We start from the raw sequence: 16,441 nt of genomic DNA, 5'->3' as shown, positions 1-16,441 counted from the left end.
TGCGACATCTGACCCCCGCCGCGCCCGGGCGCGGCGCGGGGAGCGACCGGAGGACATCGGTGCTGCGACGCCTGTCGTCGGCCGCGGTGGCGTTCACCGCCGCCGCCGCCACGATGGTGGTCCCCGCCACCCACGCACAGGCCGCCGCCTTCAAGGTGCTGGTGTTCTCCAAGACGGCCGCGTTCCGGCACGACTCCATCCCCGCCGGCATCACGGCCATTCGCTCGCTCGGCTCCGCCAACGACTTCACCGTGGACGCCACGGAGGACGCGAACGCGTTCACGACGGGCAACCTCGCGCAGTACAAGGCCGTGATCTTCCTCAGCACCACCGGCGACGTGCTGAACGCCTCCCAGCAGACCGCCTTCCAGTCGTACGTGGACGGCGGCGGCGGTTACGTGGGCGTGCACTCGGCGTCCGACACCGAGTACGACTGGCCCTACTACGGGCAGCTGATGGGCGCCTGGTTCAAGGACCACCCGGCGATCCAGCAGGCCACCCTCAAGGAGGAGGACCGCGCGCACGCGGCCACCGCCCATCTCGGCCAGACCTGGACGCGCACCGACGAGTGGTACAACTACCGCACCAACCCGCGCGCCAACGTGCACGTGCTGCAGAGCCTGAACGAGAGCAGCTACAGCGGCGGGAACATGGGCGACCACCCGGTCACCTGGTGTCACCCGCAGGCGTCCGGCCGGTCGTTCTACACCGGACTCGGGCACACCCAGGAGTCGTACTCCGATTCCAACTTCCGCACCCTGCTCCTCGGCGGCATCCGCTACGCGGCCAAGGCCACGAACGCCGACTGCCGTCCCGAGAACGGCTACACGACCCTGTACAACGGGTCGACGACGGGCTGGTCGCAGGTCGGGCCGGGGTCGTTCACCAACAGCGACGCCACGCTGACCTCCCAGGGCGGCATGGGGATGCTGTACTACGCCGCCAAGGAGCTCGGCTCCTACTCCCTCAAGCTCGACTGGAGGATGACCGGCGACTCCAACTCGGGAGTGATCGTCGGGTTCCCGCCCACCAACGACCCCCAGACAGCGCTCAACACCGGATATGAGGTGCAGATCGACGCCACCGACACCGCGGACAAGACGACCGGGGCGATCTACGGGGTCAAGTCGGCGGACATCGCCGCACGCGACGCGGCGCTGAACCCGCCGGGTCAGTGGAACACCTATGAGCTGCTGGTGGAGGGTGAGCGGCTGCAGGTGTTCCTGAACGGCACCAAGATCAACGATTTCACCAACACCGATCCGGCCCGCTCGCTGCAGCAGGGCTACATCGGCATCCAGAACCACGGCGCCGGCAACGAGGTGGCGTATCGCAACATCCGCATCAAGGAACTGAGCGGCCCGTCGTCCTCGCCCTCTCCGTCCCCGTCACCCTCTCCGTCGGTCTCGCCGTCCGCGTCCCCGTCCGCTTCTCCGTCGGCGTCGCCGACCCCGCCCACGACGAGCACGACCGCGCTGCGGGGCGTGGCGTCGAACCGCTGCCTGGACGTCAACGGCGCGTCGCAGAGCAACGGCGCGACGGTGCTGATCTGGGACTGCAACGGCGGCAACAACCAGAAGTGGACCTCCACCAGCGCCAGTGAGCTGCGCGTCTACGGCAACAAGTGCCTGGACGTGAACGGCGCGGGCACGGCGGACGGCACCGCGGTCATCATCTGGGACTGCAACGGCCAGAACAACCAGAAGTGGCGCTTCAACTCCGACGGCAGCATCACCGCCGTCGGCGCCAACAAGTGCCTGGACGTCAGCGGCACCGCCAATGGCACAAAGGCGCAGATCTATACATGTAACGGCCAGAACAACCAGAAGTGGACTCGCGTCTGAGGCCATCCGTCCACCCGGGGAACGGTGAGGTACCCGGAGTCCCACTCCGCCTCGCCGTACCCGGCGCGACTTCCGGCGCGGCCCTGATCGGGCCGCGCCGGTTTTTTCGCGAGGTGGGGTCTGCGCCGATTCGGGGGATTTTCCCCCAATGGTGCCAGGAATCCCTTTTCCCATGTCAGGAGCGTGCGGCTGCCCGCCCGGGGAGCGGGTCCGCAGGTACGAAAAGGAGCCCGGCACGGCCTCCGGCGGAGCATGAAAGTTTCATACTCATTTCGTCCACGCCCCTGGACGGAAGGTCTCCGATCGCCGGGGACTTGAGGGTCCCGGGTCGCTATGACACGGCCATTGTCCTGTGAATGGGCAACTTACGCAGGAAGGTGGCGAAACTCTGGTGCGGTGCGGGAGAAGAAGTCTCCACAGCAGGAAAATAAGCGTGCTTGACAACAGAAGTTTGGTAGACCTATTTTCATCCCGAATCGGTTCGTCCGCTCCCGCGTGACCAGGCTGAATCCCTTCCGAGTCACCCGCTGTCCACCGGAGCGGAACGCGCGCCGGCCGGCCGCCAGGTCCTCCTCCCCGGTGGCCGGCCGGGTGAACCATGCGCCCGGCCCGGCACGAGTCCCGCCCCCCGTTTAGGAGATCCCCGTGCATGACTCCCCACCCCCTACGGCGCGGGGGCTCGTCCCGGCCGCTCCGGCGCCACGTCCCGGAGGGCGGGCCGCGTGCTGAGGATGACCGGCATCGGCAAGAGTTTCCTGGGCGTCCGGGTGCTCGGCGGCGTCGACCTGGAGGTGTCCGCCGGCGAGGTCCACGCGGTGGTGGGGGAGAACGGCGCGGGCAAGTCGACGCTCATGAAGATCCTCGCCGGCGTGCACGCCCCGGACGAGGGGACGATCGAGATCGACGGCCGGAGCGTGGCGTTCGGGCACCCGGTCGAGGCGCAGCGGGCCGGGGTGGCGATCATCTACCAGGAGCTCACCCTGCTGCCGGAGCGGACGGTCGCCGAGAACGTCTTCCTCGGCCGCGAACCCGTCCGGCGGGGGCTGGTCGACCGGGCGGCGATGGAGACGGCGACCGGTGAGCTGCTGAAGTCGCTCGGCGAGGAGTCGTTCGGGCCGCGTGACCTCGTCCGGCGGCTCTCGGTCGCACGGCAGCAGGTCGTCGAGATCGCCAAGGCGCTCTCGCTGAACGCCCGGATCGTGGTGATGGACGAGCCGACCGCCCCCCTCGCCGACCACGAGGTGGAACTGCTCTACACGCTGGTGCGGCGGCTCACCGCGCGCGGCATCGCGGTCCTGTACGTCTCCCACCGGCTTCGCGAGATCTTCGACCTCGCCGACCGGATCACCGTGCTCAAGGACGGCGCCCGGGTCACCACGACGGAGGCGTCGAGCCTGGACACCGCGGGCCTGGTCCGGCTGATGGTCGGCCGGGAGCTCGACTCCTACTACCCGCCCCGCGCGGCCGATCCACCCGGAGAGGTGCTGCTGAGCGTGCGCGGCGGCGGCAACGCACGGCTGCGCGACATCGATCTCGACCTGCGCGCGGGCGAGATCGTGGGGGTGGCCGGGCTGCAGGGCTCGGGCCGCACCGAGCTGGCCAAGGCGCTGTTCGGCGCCGAGCCCTTCACCACGGGCGAGATGACGCCCCGCCGCCCCCGCTCGGTCCGCGAGGCCATCGCCGCGGGGATCGGCCTGGTCACCGAGGACCGCAAGGCCGAGGGGCTCCTGCTCAACCAGCGGGTGCGCGACAACGCCCTGCTCGTCGCCCGGGCCACCGGGGCGCCCCAGCCCCGCACCGGGGTCGAGCGGCTGCTCGAACGCGTGCGGCTCAGCCCGCCCCGGCCCGCCCAGGAGGTCCGGCTGCTGTCCGGAGGCAACCAGCAGAAGGTCGTGCTGGCCAAGTGGATGACGGTGGCGCCGCGCGTGCTGCTGTTCGACGAGCCCACCCGCGGCGTCGACGTCGGCGCCAAGGCCGCCATCCACGACCTGATGCGCGAGCTCTCCCAGGACGGCATGGCCATCCTGATGATCTCCTCCGAGCTGCCCGAGCTCATCGGCATGAGCGACCGCATCGTGGTGCTGCGGGACGGCCGCCTCGCCGGAGAGCTGCCCGCGGGCTCCACCGAGGAGGCCGTGATGAGCCTGGCGGCCGCGTCATGACCCAGCAGCTGAAACTCGGGCGCGTGCCCGCCGGAGGCGCGTTGCTCCGCAGGATCTCGGCCGACCGGCCCGCGCGGCCCGTCTACGTCGCGCTGGCCCTGCTCGTCGTGCTCGGCTGGCTGGTCTTCGCCCTGGACGGCGGGACGTTCCTCGGCCAGGAGAACATCGTCGGCATCCAGCAGCGGTCGGCGGCGCTGGGCATCGTCGCCGTCGGCCAGACGCTGGTGATCCTGGCCGGCAGCCTGGACCTCTCCGTGGCCTACCTGATCAGCCTGACCTCGCTGGTCACCGCCGAGATCATGGCGGGCGCCGACGCGAACGTGCCCGCCGCGGTCGCCGCGGCGCTGGCGGTGAGCGCGCTGATCGGACTGGCGAACGGCCTGATCGTCACCCGGCTCCGGGTGCACGCCTTCATCGCCACCCTCGGGGTCGCGCTGGTCGTCAGGGGAGCGTTGGACGCGCGGTACGACGGACCGGCCGGCAGCGTGCCCGAGTCGTTCCAGCATCTCGGGTACGACCGGATCGGGCCGCTGCCGGTGTCGGCGCTGCTCTGGGCCGCGGTGGCGGCGTGCGCGTGGCTCCTGCTCAGCCGGACCCGGCTGGGCTACCGGATCTACGCCGTGGGCGGGGACGCCGAGGTGGCGCGCCTCTCGGGGGTGCGCACCGAGCGGGTCGTGGTCGTCGCCCACGTGCTCTGCTCGGTCTGCGCCGGGATCGCCGGGCTGCTGCTCGCCTCCCGGCTCGGGGCCGGCGCGCCGACGGTCGGCACCGACGGCGGGTACGACCTGGAGTCGATCGCGGCCGTGGTGCTCGGCGGGACCGCGCTGGCCGGAGGCCGCGGCGGGGTGGCCGGGACCGTCGGCGGAGTCCTGCTCCTCGCCGTCCTCGACAGCATCTTCAACCAGCTTGAGGTCAACTCCTTCGCCAAGGACGTCGTACGGGGCGTGATCCTGGTGGCCGCCCTGGCGATCTACGCCCGCGGGAGGCGGACCAGATGAGACGAGCGCTGCCGATCTTCGTGGTGCTGGCCGGGCTGCTGGTCGCGATCGCGGTCGTGAACCCGTACTTCCTGGAGCCGCCCGCCTTCCTCGCCTTCGTCAAACGGGCCGCGCCACTGGTGATCCTCGCGGCCGGGCAGTACTTCGTCATCGTGTCCGGAGAGTTCGACCTGTCGGTCGGCTCCCTCGTCACCGCCGAGGTGGTGATCGCCGCCCGGCTCATCGACGGCTCGGCGGAGGCGACCTGGCCCGTGCTGGCCCTGATGATCGCGTTCGGGCTGATCGTCGGGCTGGTCAACGGGGTCGTCACCACCCTGCTCCGCGTCCCGTCGTTCATCACGACCCTCGGCATGCTGCTGATCCTGTCGGGGGCGGTCTTCCTCTGGACGGGCGGGTCGCCCCGGGGCGCCCTGTCCGAGCAGTTCCGCCAGCTGGGCCGGGGGAGCCTCGGCCCGGTGCCCTGGTCGGTACTCATCCTCGCCGTGGTGGCGGCGGCCGCCGTCTGGGCGACGCGCGCCCGGTTCGGCCACACGCTGGTCGCCGCCGGGGACAACGACCGCGCCGCGGCGCTGTCCGGGGTCCGGGTCGCCCGGGTCCGGACGGTGGCCTTCATGATCTCCGGGCTGTCCGCGGCGGTCGCCGCGATCCTGCTCGGCGGCTTCGCGGGAGTGTCCGCGCAGGTCGGAAAGGGCCTGGAGTTCCAGGCCATCACCGCTGTGGTGCTCGGTGGCGTGGCCCTCGGAGGCGGCCGCGGCTCCGTGGCCGCCGCGATGGCGGGCGCCTTCACTCTGGAGGCGCTGTTCACCCTGCTCAACCTGTACGGCATCTCGGGGGCGCTGGAGCCGGCCGTACAGGGCGTGATCATCATCGCCGCGGTGGCGCTGGGAGCCGTGCGCTTCCCACGCGCGAGAGCCGCGGCTGCCTCATAAGGGAAGGAAGACGATGCTTTCATATTCGCGGCGGTTCCTCGCCGCCGCCGCGCTCGCCGTGCTGACGCTGCCGGTGGCGGCGTGCACCAGCGACAAACCCGCGCCCTCCGCCTCCGGGGCGCCTGCCGGGGCGCCGGCCGGGTCCGCCGCACCGGCGGACAAGGGCACCGGGGAGCAGTCGAAGTTCTTCGTGCAGGCCGACTACGACGCCCAGATGGCGATGCGCAAGGCGCAGCCGACCGGCCCGTCCGACAAGCCGTGGGAGCAGACCATCGATCCCCAGCTCGTCGACACCGCCGAGTACAAGAAGGCCGGGCCGTACCACCTGTGCTTCTCCAACGCCGCGGTCGACAACCCGTGGCGGCAGGTCGGCTGGAAGACCATGCAGGCGGAGGTCGCCCTGCACAAGGAGATCACGAAGTTCACCGCCCTGGACGCCGAGGGCAAGGACGACAAGCAGATCTCCGACATCGCGGAACTGACGGGGAAGGGCTGCGACGCGCTGATCGTCTCGCCCAACACCACGGCCACGCTGACCCCCGCGGTGTCCGGGGCCTGCCCGAAGGTGCCGGTCATCGTGTTCGACCGGGGCGTGCAGACCGACTGCCCGGTGACCTTCATCAAGCCGATCGGCGGCTACGCCTTCGGCGCCGCGGCGGCCGAGTTCCTCGTCGACAAGGTGCCGGCGGGCGGGAAGATCCTGGCCCTGCGCATCCTGCCCGGCGTGGACGTGCTGGAGACCCGGTGGTCGGCGGCCAAGGTGGCGTTCGACAAGAGTGACCTGCAGGTCGTCGGCGTGGAGTTCACCGACGGCGACGCCGCGAAGACCAAGAGCGTGGTCAGCGACTACATCCAGCGGTACGGCAAGATCGACGGCGTCTGGATGGACGCCGGAGCCACCGCCGTCGCGGCCGTCGAGGCGTTCGAGGACGCCGGCCAGCCCGTGCCGCCGATCAACGGCGAGGACCAGCAGGACTTCCTGAAGAAGTGGAGCGACGCGAAGCTGACCGCGATCGCGCCGACCTACCCGACGTACCAGTGGCGCACCCCCGTCATCGCGGCGCTCAAGGTCCTGAAGGGCGAGCAGGTGCCGAAGGTCTGGAACCTGCCGCAGCCGGCGATCACCCAGGAGAACCTCGCCACCTACCTCAAGCCCGGCATGCCGCCGCTGCACTACGCCCTCTGCGGCTGTGAGGACCTGCCCGGCTACCCCGAGAAGTGGGGCGGCACGTCGTGATCGGGGTGAACACCTGGGTCTGGGTCTCGCCGCTCACCGACGAGACCCTGGCCCACCTCGCGCCGCGGATCGCGGACTGGGGGTTCGACGTCGTCGAGCTGCCGGTCGAGCATCCCGGCGACTGGGACCCCGGGCGGGCGGCGGCCCTCCTGGACGGGCTCGGGCTCGGCGCGTCGGTCGTGCTCACGATGCCGCCGGGGCGCGAGCTCGTCGACACCTCGCCACAGGTCGTCCGGGACACCCAGGACTACCTGCGGCACTGCGTGGACGTGGCGGTGACCGTGGGCGCGCCCGCGGTCAGCGGGCCCGCGTACGCCTCGGTCGGCCGGGCCTGGCGGATGAGCCCGGACGAGCGGCGCGCGGTCTACGGCGAGCTGCGGGAGAACCTGAAACCGGTCGTCGCGTACGCGGCCGAGCGCGGGGTCAGGATCGGCGTCGAACCGCTCAACCGGTACGAGACCAGCGTCATCAACACGGTGGAGCAGGCGCTCGACGCGCTCCCGGAGGAGTGCGGGCTCGCGCTCGACACCTACCACCTGAACATCGAGGAGAAGGACCCGCTCCGGGCCGTACGGCTGGCGGGCGACAGGATCGCGCACCTCCAGGTGTGCGGGACCGACCGCGGCGCCCCGGGCGCCGACCACTTCGACTGGCCGGGCTTCGCCGCGGCCGTCCGCGACGTGGGCTACACCGGCCCGCTCGTGATCGAGTCCTTCACCGCCGACAACAAGACCATCGCCACCGCGGCGTCCGTCTGGCGTCCCCTGGCCCCCAGCCAGGACGCCCTCGCCACCGACGGCCTCGCCTTCCTCCGCACCCTCACGACCTGACCGGAGACCCGACTGGAGAACCCCACGACCCCCCGCAACTCCGACCCCTTCCGGTAACCCCCCAGGAGATCCTTCATGCGAAGATCACGCCTGATCCCCGCACTGGCCGCGGCCATGCTGGGGCTGCTGCTGTCCGCGGTGCCACTGGTGGCGCACGCGGCGGCGCCACAGTTCAAGGTGCTGCTGTTCAGCAAGACCGCGAGCGGCGCCTACCGGCACGACTCCATCTCCGCCGGCATCGCGATGTTCCAGCAGCTGGCGACGGACAACAACTTCCAGCTCGACGCGAGCGAGAACTCCTCCGTCTTCACCACGTCGAACCTGAACAACTACGACGCGGTGATCATGCTCCAGACGTCGGGCATGGTGTGGGACAACGACGCGCAGCGTCAGGCCATGCAGGCCTACGTGCGCAGCGGCCGCGGCGTCGTGGCGATCCACAACGCCGTCGACATGAACATCGAGTCGCAGTTCCCCTGGTGGGACCAGACCGTGCTGGCCGGCGCGCACATGACGCAGCACTCGTCGATCGTGCAGGGCACCGCCAAGGTCGCCGACAAGGTCCACCCCTCGACCAAGGGCCTGCCGGACCGGTGGACCCGCACCGAGGAGTGGTACAACTTCGACAAGAACATGCGCGGCTCGGTGCACGTGCTGGTGACCGCGGACGAGACCACCTATGACGCGGGCGCGAACAAGATGGGCGCCGACCACCCGATCTCCTGGTGTCACAACCCGGAGGGCGGCCGGGTGTGGGCCACCGCGATGGGCCACAACGCGTCCTCCTACTCCGAGCCGCTGTTCAAGCAGCACCTGCTCGGCGCGGTGAAGTGGGCGGCGGGCGCGGAGCCCGGCGACTGCGGCGGCACGATCACGGCCCGCTTCCAGAAGGTGACCCTCGACGGCGCGCCGGACCAGCCGATGGAGCTGGACGTTGCGGCCGACGGCCGGGTCTTCTACATCTCGCGCTCGGGGAAGGTCAACCTGATCCCCGCGGGCGGCGGCAGCACGCGCGTCATCGGCACCCTGTCCGTGTACGATGGCGGCGAGGACGGCGGTATCGGGATCGCGCTCGACCCGAACTTCGCCAACAACGGCTGGATCTACATCAACTACTCGCCCTCCAACGGTGGCGAGGTGAACCGGGTCTCCAGGTTCACCTTCAACGGCACCAGCCTCGACCTGAGCAGCGAGAAGAAGATCATCGAGGTTCCGGCGTTCCGCAACGTCGACGAGCCGGGCCACACCGGCGGCTACATCACGTTCGGCCCGGGCGGCAACCTCTACATCGCCCCGGGTGACGACACCAACCCCAACGCCTCCAGCGGCTACGCCCCGATCGACGAGCGGCCGGGCCGGGAGCACTACGACGCCCAGCGGTCCGCGGCCAACACCAACGACCTGCGCGGCAAGATCCTGCGCATCCACCCCGAGTCCGACGGCACGTACACGATCCCGTCGGGCAACATGTTCGCTCCGGGCACGGCCAAGACGCGGCCGGAGATCTACGCGATGGGCTTCCGCAACGCGTTCCGTTTCTCGGTCGACAAGGTCACCGGCTGGATCTCCATGGGTGACTACGGGCCGGACGCGGGCAGCGCCAACTCCAACCGCGGCCCCGAGGGCACGGTCGAGTGGAACCTGATCAAGCAGCCCGGTTTCTACGGCTGGCCGTACTGCACCGGCAACAACACGCCGTTCAACGACTTCAACTTCTCCACCAACACCTCGGGGGCGAAGTTCAACTGCTCGGCGCCGGTCAACGACTCGCCCAACAACACCGGCCTGACCAACCTGCCGGCCGCCAAGCCCGCGACCGTCTGGTACAACTACCACGCCTCGGCGGAGTTCCCGGAGATCAACTGCTGCGGCGGCGCGGCCCCCATGGGCGGCCCGTTCTACCGTTACGACGCGGCCAGCACCTCCGACCGCAAGTTCCCCGAGTACTTCGACGGCGGGACCTTCCTGTACGAGTGGAGCCGCAACTTCGTCAAGGAGATGCGCCTCGACTCCTCCGGCAACCTCCTGAAGATCAACCCGTTCGTGGCGAACATCGCCCCGCACGCGCCGATCGACATGAAGTTCGGCCCCGACGGCGCGCTCTACATGGCCGACTGGGGCAACGGCTTCGGTCACGCGAACACCGACGACGCCATCTACCGGATCGACTACGTGGTCGGTAACCGCGCCCCCATCGCCAAGGCGAGCGCCAGCCCCGACTCGGGCGCCGCGCCGCTGACGGTCGCGTTCTCCTCGGCCGGCTCGTCCGACCCCGACGGCGAGGCGATCACCTACAGCTGGGACTTCGGCGACGGCACCACCTCCACCGCGGCCAACCCGACGAAGACCTACAACGCCAACGGCACCTACACCGCCAAGCTGACCGTACGGGACTCGAGCGGGAAGACGGGCAGCATCACGCTGACCATCGCCGTCGGCAACACCCGTCCCAAGGTCGTCTTCTCGGCGCCGCCGGACGGCGGGTTCATCAACTTCGGTGACCGGGTGTCCTACACGGTCAACGTCACCGACCCCGAGGACGGCACCGTCGACTGCTCCAAGGTCAACGTGTTCACCGCGCTCGGCCACGACCAGCACGCCCACGACACCGGCCAGTTCACCGGGTGCTCCGGGACGGTCACGACGACCGCCTCGGGCCACGACGAGGCGGCCAACGTCTACTACGTCCTGGGCGCGTCCTACACCGACAAGGGCGGCCTGAAGGGCGACGGCGGCATCACCCTGCAGCCCAAGCACAAGCAGGCCGAGCACTACAACGGCTCCAGCGGCATCCGGGTCGTCGACGAGGCCGGCGCCGAGGGCGGCAGGCGCGTCGGCGACATCTCCAACGGCGACTGGATCTCCTACACGCCGGTCAACCTGTCGGGGATCGACTCGGTGTCCTTCCGCGTGTCGGCGCCGTCCAGCACCGGGGCCTCCATCGAGCTGCGCGCCGGCTCGCCGACCGGGACGCTCGTCGCCTCGAGCTCGGTGCCGTCGACCGGGGGATGGAACAACTACGTCTCCCTCCCGTCGGTGGCGGTCACCAACCCGGGTGGCACCGGCGACCTCTACGTCGTGTTCAAGGGGTCGACGGCGAACTCGTTCGACTTCGACTCGCTGACCTTCAACGGCAAGGGCGTCGCCCAGGACGGGGGCACCTCCTCGCCCTCTCCGTCGCCCTCCGTCTCGCCGTCCGCTTCCCCGTCCGCTTCTCCGTCGGCGTCGCCGACCCCGCCCGCGGGCGGGACGAGCGCGCTGCGGGGTGTGGCGTCGGGCCGGTGCCTGGACGTCAACGGCGCGTCGCAGAGCAACGGCGCGACGGTGCTGATCTGGGACTGCAACGGCGGCAACAACCAGAAGTGGACCTCCACCAGCGCCAGTGAGCTGCGCGTCTACGGCAACAAGTGCCTGGACGTGAACGGCGCGGGCACGGCGGACGGCACCGCGGTCATCATCTGGGACTGCAACGGCCAGAACAACCAGAAGTGGCGCCTGAACTCCGACGGCACGATCACCGCGGTCGGGGCGAACAAGTGCCTCGACGTGGCGAGCAGTGGCACGGCCAACGGCACCAAGGTCCAGATCTGGTCCTGCACCGGCGGCAACAACCAGAAGTGGACCCGCGTCTGATCGCGGAGTGACCTTCGCACCTCAACAGGAGCGGGGCCGGCCGATTCGGCCGGCCCCGCTTTCTATCTGCAGGGGGTCTATCTACAGGGGGTCACCACGGGTGCGGTCAGGCGCAGCTGATCGCGTTGTAGGCGGCCTCGTACGAGGTGGTGCCCTGCTTGCCGCCGATCACGGCGGTTCCGGTGACGGTCACCGTGCCCGCCGCGAGCTGCCCGGCCCGCGTGTTGAAGGACTGGTAGGCCTGCTTGGCCGGGGCCACGCCCTCGACGGTCTTGGCGCCGAACGCGGTGGTCAGGGCCACGGTCGCCGGCACCTCGGCGTCGTTGACGGCCGTGACCGCCAGGTACGCCGACGTCCCCACGCAGCGGGAGGAGGCGGTCACGGTCAGCGGGACGCGCGGAGCGGGCGTGGCGATGGTCAGCTTGACCGTCTTGCCTTCCTCCACGTTGCCGGCCTTGTCGGCCGAGCGGTACCGCAGCTCGTGCTCGCCCGGGCCGGAGACGGTGACCGGGCCCGTGTACGGCGTCCAGTCGCCGGCGTCCAGCGCGTACTCGGTGCGCGCCGTGCCGGACGTCTCGTCCGTCGCGGCGAGGGTCACCTGCACGTCGCCCTCGTGCTCGCCGCCGTCGTTCGCCGGCGGGACCGTCGAGGTCGTGACCGGCGCCGTGGCGTCGATCTTGGCCGTGACGGTCCTGATCTCCTCGACGTTGCCCGCCTTGTCGGCCGAGCGGTACGCCAGCGCGTGCGCGCCGTCGCCGGTCAGGACGACCGGAGCGGTGTAGCGCGTCCAGGCGCCGCCGTCCAGCTTGTACTCGGTGCGGTCGAGCCCGCTGCCCTTCGCCTCGTCGGCGGCGGTCAGCGTGACCTTGACCTGACCGGTGAACCAGCCGCCGGCCGGCCGCGCCGGGTCGGTCGTCACGCTCGTCACCGGCGGGGTCCTGTCGGCCGGCTGCTTCGCGATCAGGGCCTTGGCGAGGTCCTTGAGCGCCTGGATCAGCGCGGCCTGCTCCGGGTCCGACTTCTTCAGCGGCAGCGTGGCGGCGCCCAGCAGCAGCGCCGAGGCGGCCTGCCACTGGGACTTGCGGCTGAGCTGCTCGGCCAGGTCGATCGCCGCCTTCACCGAGGTGGCGGCGCCCTTGGTCATCTTGCCCGTACGCACCGCCTGCGCGTAACGCGCCCGGACGACGTCGAAGCTCGGCTCCCAGGTCAGCTTCGGCTGGGCCTGGGAGTTGAACTTGCCGAGCCGCACGCTCGCGGCCGCGTTGATCTCGGCCTGGTCGAGGAACTCGCTCGGCGTCAGCGTGAAGGCGTCGAAGCCGCGGGCGATCTCGTTGCCGTAGATGTGGCCGTTGTACCAGTAGGCCGACCAGTATCCGCCGAGCGCCAGCGACGTGGCGCTGATCGGGCCGCGGTCGAAGAAGGCGATCTCCTTCGGGTTGCGGGAGTCGGTGAAGTCGAACGCCGACAGCCCGCCCTGGTACCAGGCCTGGACCATGATGTCGCGCCCGGGGACCGGGACCAGCGAGCCGTTGTGCGCGACGCAGTTCTCCGTGGTCGTCTGCGGTGCGGGGAGCTTGTAGTAGCTGCGGAACTGCAGCTTGCCGCCGACGATGTCGTAGATGGCGTTGGCGCCCCACGACGGCTCGTCGGTGACCCGGCAGCGCGCGCCCGACCCGCCGCCCCACTCGTCGGTGAAGACGACCTTGGTGCCGTCGTTGTTGAAGGTCGCGGAGTGCCAGTAGGCGTAGTTCGGGTCGGAGACCGCGTCCAGCCGCTTGGGGTTCGCCGGGTCGGAGATGTCGATCAGGATGCCGTTGCCCGCGCAGGCTCCGGCGGCGAGACCGATCTCGGGGTACGCCGTGATGTCGTGGCAGTGGTTGGTGACCGGCTGCGGCGACCAGTTGGTGCCCGACGGGTGCTGCTGGGTGGGCGGGGTGTTCTGCAGCCCGTTGACCGCCCCGGTGGCCGGGTCGGCGAACAGCCGGGGATGGCTGACGACCGCCGCGTTCTGCGGAGCGGCCAGCGGCACCCGGATGACGTCGATCCTCCACAGCGACGTGCCCGGGTCGGTCGCCGCGGCGTTGGCGCAGCCCGCGAGCTCCTGGCCCGAGCGCACCCCGGCCGTGCCGGAGACGTAGACGTAGACGTTCTCCGGCTCGCCCTTGCTGGTCACCAGCGAGTGGGTGTGCGAGCCGCGGCAGGTCTGCACCGCCGCGACCTGCACCGGCCGGCTGATGTCGCTGATGTCGAAGACGCGCACGCCGCGGAACCGGTCGGGGTTGACCGTGCCGCTCGCGCCCTGCGTGCCGCAGTCGATCCGGCCGCGGGTCTCCTCGACCGACATGAACAGCAGGTTCCCGTACACCGACAGGTCGCCCTGCCCGCCGGGGCAGATCACCGACGTCTTCAGGACGGGGCTGCCGCCGTTGGAGACGTCGTAGATGTTGAAACCCTGGTAGTTGCCGGAGAAGGCGTAGTCGCCGGCGAACGCCAGGTCGGAGTTGGCGTAGGCGGAGTTCCCCGGATTGGACGGCTGGACGAACCCTTCCGGCTTGTCCAGGTGGGCCAGCAGTTGCACGTTGCCGGCGGCCTCCTGGGCGTCCAGCCAGCCCGCGCCGAGCCCGACGCGGGGGTCGGTGTCGGCCGAGGCCGCCGTGGTGGTGGACGCCAGTCCGAGGAGCATCGCTCCCATAGTGGTGATGATTCCCAGCCTGCGTAGTCGAGCGCGTCCCCCACGCGCCAAACGGCTACTCGTCACGGGCCGTTTCCCTTTCTTCACGGCACCTTCCCTCGGAGCCGGCGCGAGTCCGGTGGACGACCAGGGACCTGGCGCCGCCTCCGTACGAGGCCGACCTGGGGGGAAGATCCCATTGGTGGTTCCCGCGAACTGTAACGGAAAGGATTTTGATGGTCCATAGGACGACATATCTGATTAATACGGACAGGCAGCTCACGGGATTTGAAAGCGGTTACCGTAACGGATTCGTTGCATAAGTTGCTATATCTGACCATGCCTGTGGGGGCATCGGCGGGACGTGCCGCCGATGCCCCCACAGGCGAGGTGAGAGGGGCGAGATCGGGAGGGCGAGATCAGGAGGGGGTGCAGGCCACGCCGCCCGGCGTGTTGCCGGAGCCGGACCCGTTGGCGATGAACCCGAACGTCGTCGAGCCACCGGCCGCGAGCGTGCCGTTGTAGGACGCGTTCCCGACGACCACGCGCGAGCCGCTCGACGCGCTCGCGTCGCCGTTCCAGACCTGGGTGACGGTGGCGCCGCCGGGGAACGTCCAGGACACGGTCCAGCCGTTGATCGCCGCCCGTCCGGTGTTGCGTACGGTGACCTGCCCCTGGAACTGACCCGGCCGGCCGCCGGTCGTCTGATAGCCGGCGGCGCATCCGGCGGCCCCCGCGCTCGGAGACGGGCTGGGGCTGGGGGTCCTGCTCGGGGAGGCGCTGGGGCTGGGGCTCGGGCCGGAGGGGATCGCGACGCGGTCCGCGTTGATCACGTACGGATCGCTCAGCAGGTTCGCGGCGTTCTGGTTGGCGATCAGGGACAGGTGCGCGGTCTCGGTCGCCGACAGGGTGTAGTCGTGCCAGGAGACCCAGTACGCGACGGCGGGGTAGTCCTGCCGCAGACGCGTGGCGTACCGCCTGTCGTCGAAGCTGCCCGCCGTGACGTGCGCGCCGGACAGGCCCGGGCCGTACTCCGCCTCCCCGACGACCTTCGGTATGCGCAGGTAGTCCAGATAGTTCGGGATGGACAGGTTGTCGTCGTAGGACGTGCCGGCGACGATGTCCACGTACGCGTCACCCGGGTAGGCCCAGGCGGCCGACCTGATGTTCTGGGCGCTCTGCTGCCCCGGATCGGCCGGGTAGGTCGCCGGGGAGTAGACCCACAGCAGGTTGTCCAGGTGCCGCACCTGGGTGAAGTACTGGAACATCGAGCGCCACAGCTGGACGTAGACGGTCGCGCCGTCCTTCTGCAGGGTGGTGCCCCACCAGAACCAGAACCCGTTCATCTCCTGCATCGGGCGCCACAGCACCACGACCCCCGCGTCGCGCAGCTGGGTCAGCGCGTCGGCGACGCGGGCGAGCTTGCGCTGCCACACCCTCCCGGCGGGGGTGTTCTGGTCCAGGAGGTCGGCGAGCCGCACGCCGTCGAGCTGGCCGTCATCGGTACGGGTGTTGGTCCAGACACCCGGGTTCCCGGCGATGTCCGACTCGTCGTTGAGCCACGGGCTCTGCGGCGAGAAGTTGACGGTGACCAGGCCGCCACGCCCGGCGTGACCGGCGAGCACCTGGTTGGCCAGGCTCAGCTGCCGCGGAGTGAAGATCTGGTCGTGCTCGTAGTCGAGGCCCGCCATGCCGGTGTAGTGCCCGGCCTGCTGGGCGAGCCGGTCGATCAGCCGCGGGTAGCCGAGCAGGCCGGTGGTGTCGGCGGCCTGCGAGCCGTGCCCGACGTTCTGGCCCGAGATCACCCCGTCGGCCGGCGCCGTGCCGCAGGTCAGCGAGTACAGGTATCGGTGCACGGCGGCGGCCCCGGCGCTCGCCTGGTCGTTCGCCGTCCGCGGCGGCCGGGCGCAGACCGCCGCCGCCGCCGAGGCGGTGCCCGCGCCTGCGGCGCCGCTCGCCTGCGCCGTCGTGAGGCACATCGCCGCGACCACGCCGATGATCGCCGCTGTCCTTCCGAGCTTCACGGCCTCCGCCTCACTTCCCTTACGGGCTCGCGGCGCGGCGGGCTGGACCGGCCGTGCTCGGCTTCGATCACCGACACCTGTGATCGCGCCGCGACCGTAACCACCGGTCACGG

Annotated in this window: 9 protein-coding genes; 7 read left to right on the top strand and 2 right to left on the bottom strand. The window is 70.4% G+C overall.

All coding sequences use genetic code 11. From position 1 onward, the window contains the following. The 7 genes from Mam01_RS34025 to Mam01_RS33995 all read left to right on the top strand — a co-directional run. Positions 1-1,844, top strand: a 1,844-nt coding sequence (locus Mam01_RS34025) for a ThuA domain-containing protein (protein ID WP_204289279.1), incomplete at its 5' end; no start/stop codon positions are given. 731 nt (positions 1,845-2,575) lie between these two features. Continuing rightward, entirely contained in the window at positions 2,576-4,006 is a 1,431-nt protein-coding gene (locus Mam01_RS34020; RefSeq protein WP_204289280.1) for a sugar ABC transporter ATP-binding protein, read from the top strand. Further along, entirely contained in the window at positions 4,003-5,004 is a 1,002-nt protein-coding gene (locus tag Mam01_RS34015) for an ABC transporter permease (protein WP_204289278.1), read from the top strand. The genes Mam01_RS34020 and Mam01_RS34015 overlap by 4 nt, the downstream gene beginning before the upstream one ends. Beyond that, positions 5,001-5,933, top strand: a complete 933-nt coding sequence (locus tag Mam01_RS34010) for an ABC transporter permease (protein ID WP_150938412.1) — start codon at positions 5,001-5,003, stop codon at positions 5,931-5,933. Before Mam01_RS34015 ends, Mam01_RS34010 begins: the two co-directional genes overlap by 4 nt. A 13-nt stretch (positions 5,934-5,946) precedes the next feature. Then, positions 5,947-7,170 carry a substrate-binding domain-containing protein gene (locus tag Mam01_RS34005; RefSeq protein ID WP_204289277.1) on the top strand — a complete coding sequence of 408 codons (1,224 nt, stop codon included), beginning with the start codon at positions 5,947-5,949 and terminating at the stop codon, positions 7,168-7,170. Further along, entirely contained in the window at positions 7,167-8,000 is an 834-nt protein-coding gene (locus Mam01_RS34000) for a sugar phosphate isomerase/epimerase family protein (protein ID WP_204289276.1), read from the top strand. The genes Mam01_RS34005 and Mam01_RS34000 overlap by 4 nt, the downstream gene beginning before the upstream one ends. Positions 8,001-8,075: 75 nt before the next feature. Then, positions 8,076-11,633: a lectin gene (locus tag Mam01_RS33995; RefSeq protein WP_204289275.1), complete on the top strand. Its 3,558-nt coding sequence runs from the start codon at positions 8,076-8,078 to the stop codon at positions 11,631-11,633. Between the two features lie 106 nt (positions 11,634-11,739). On the opposite strand, the gene Mam01_RS33990 is transcribed toward Mam01_RS33995, so the two are convergent. Together Mam01_RS33990 and Mam01_RS33985 are read right to left on the bottom strand one after the other, a co-directional pair. After that, on the bottom strand, positions 11,740-14,316 hold the full coding sequence (locus tag Mam01_RS33990) for an LVIVD repeat-containing protein (protein WP_204289274.1): 2,577 nt from the start codon (positions 14,314-14,316) through the stop codon (positions 11,740-11,742). Positions 14,317-14,723: 407 nt separating this feature from the next. Next, a complete protein-coding gene (locus Mam01_RS33985) occupies positions 14,724-16,328 on the bottom strand; it encodes a glycosyl hydrolase (RefSeq protein ID WP_204289273.1) in 1,605 nt (534 codons plus the stop codon). Positions 16,329-16,441: the final 113 nt, after the last annotated feature.

Source organism: Microbispora amethystogenes (assembly GCF_016863015.1).
GTDB lineage: Bacteria > Actinomycetota > Actinomycetes > Streptosporangiales > Streptosporangiaceae > Microbispora > Microbispora amethystogenes.
The sequence above is the reverse complement of the archived record's forward strand: the minus strand, read 5'-3'. Positions and strand labels throughout refer to the sequence as shown.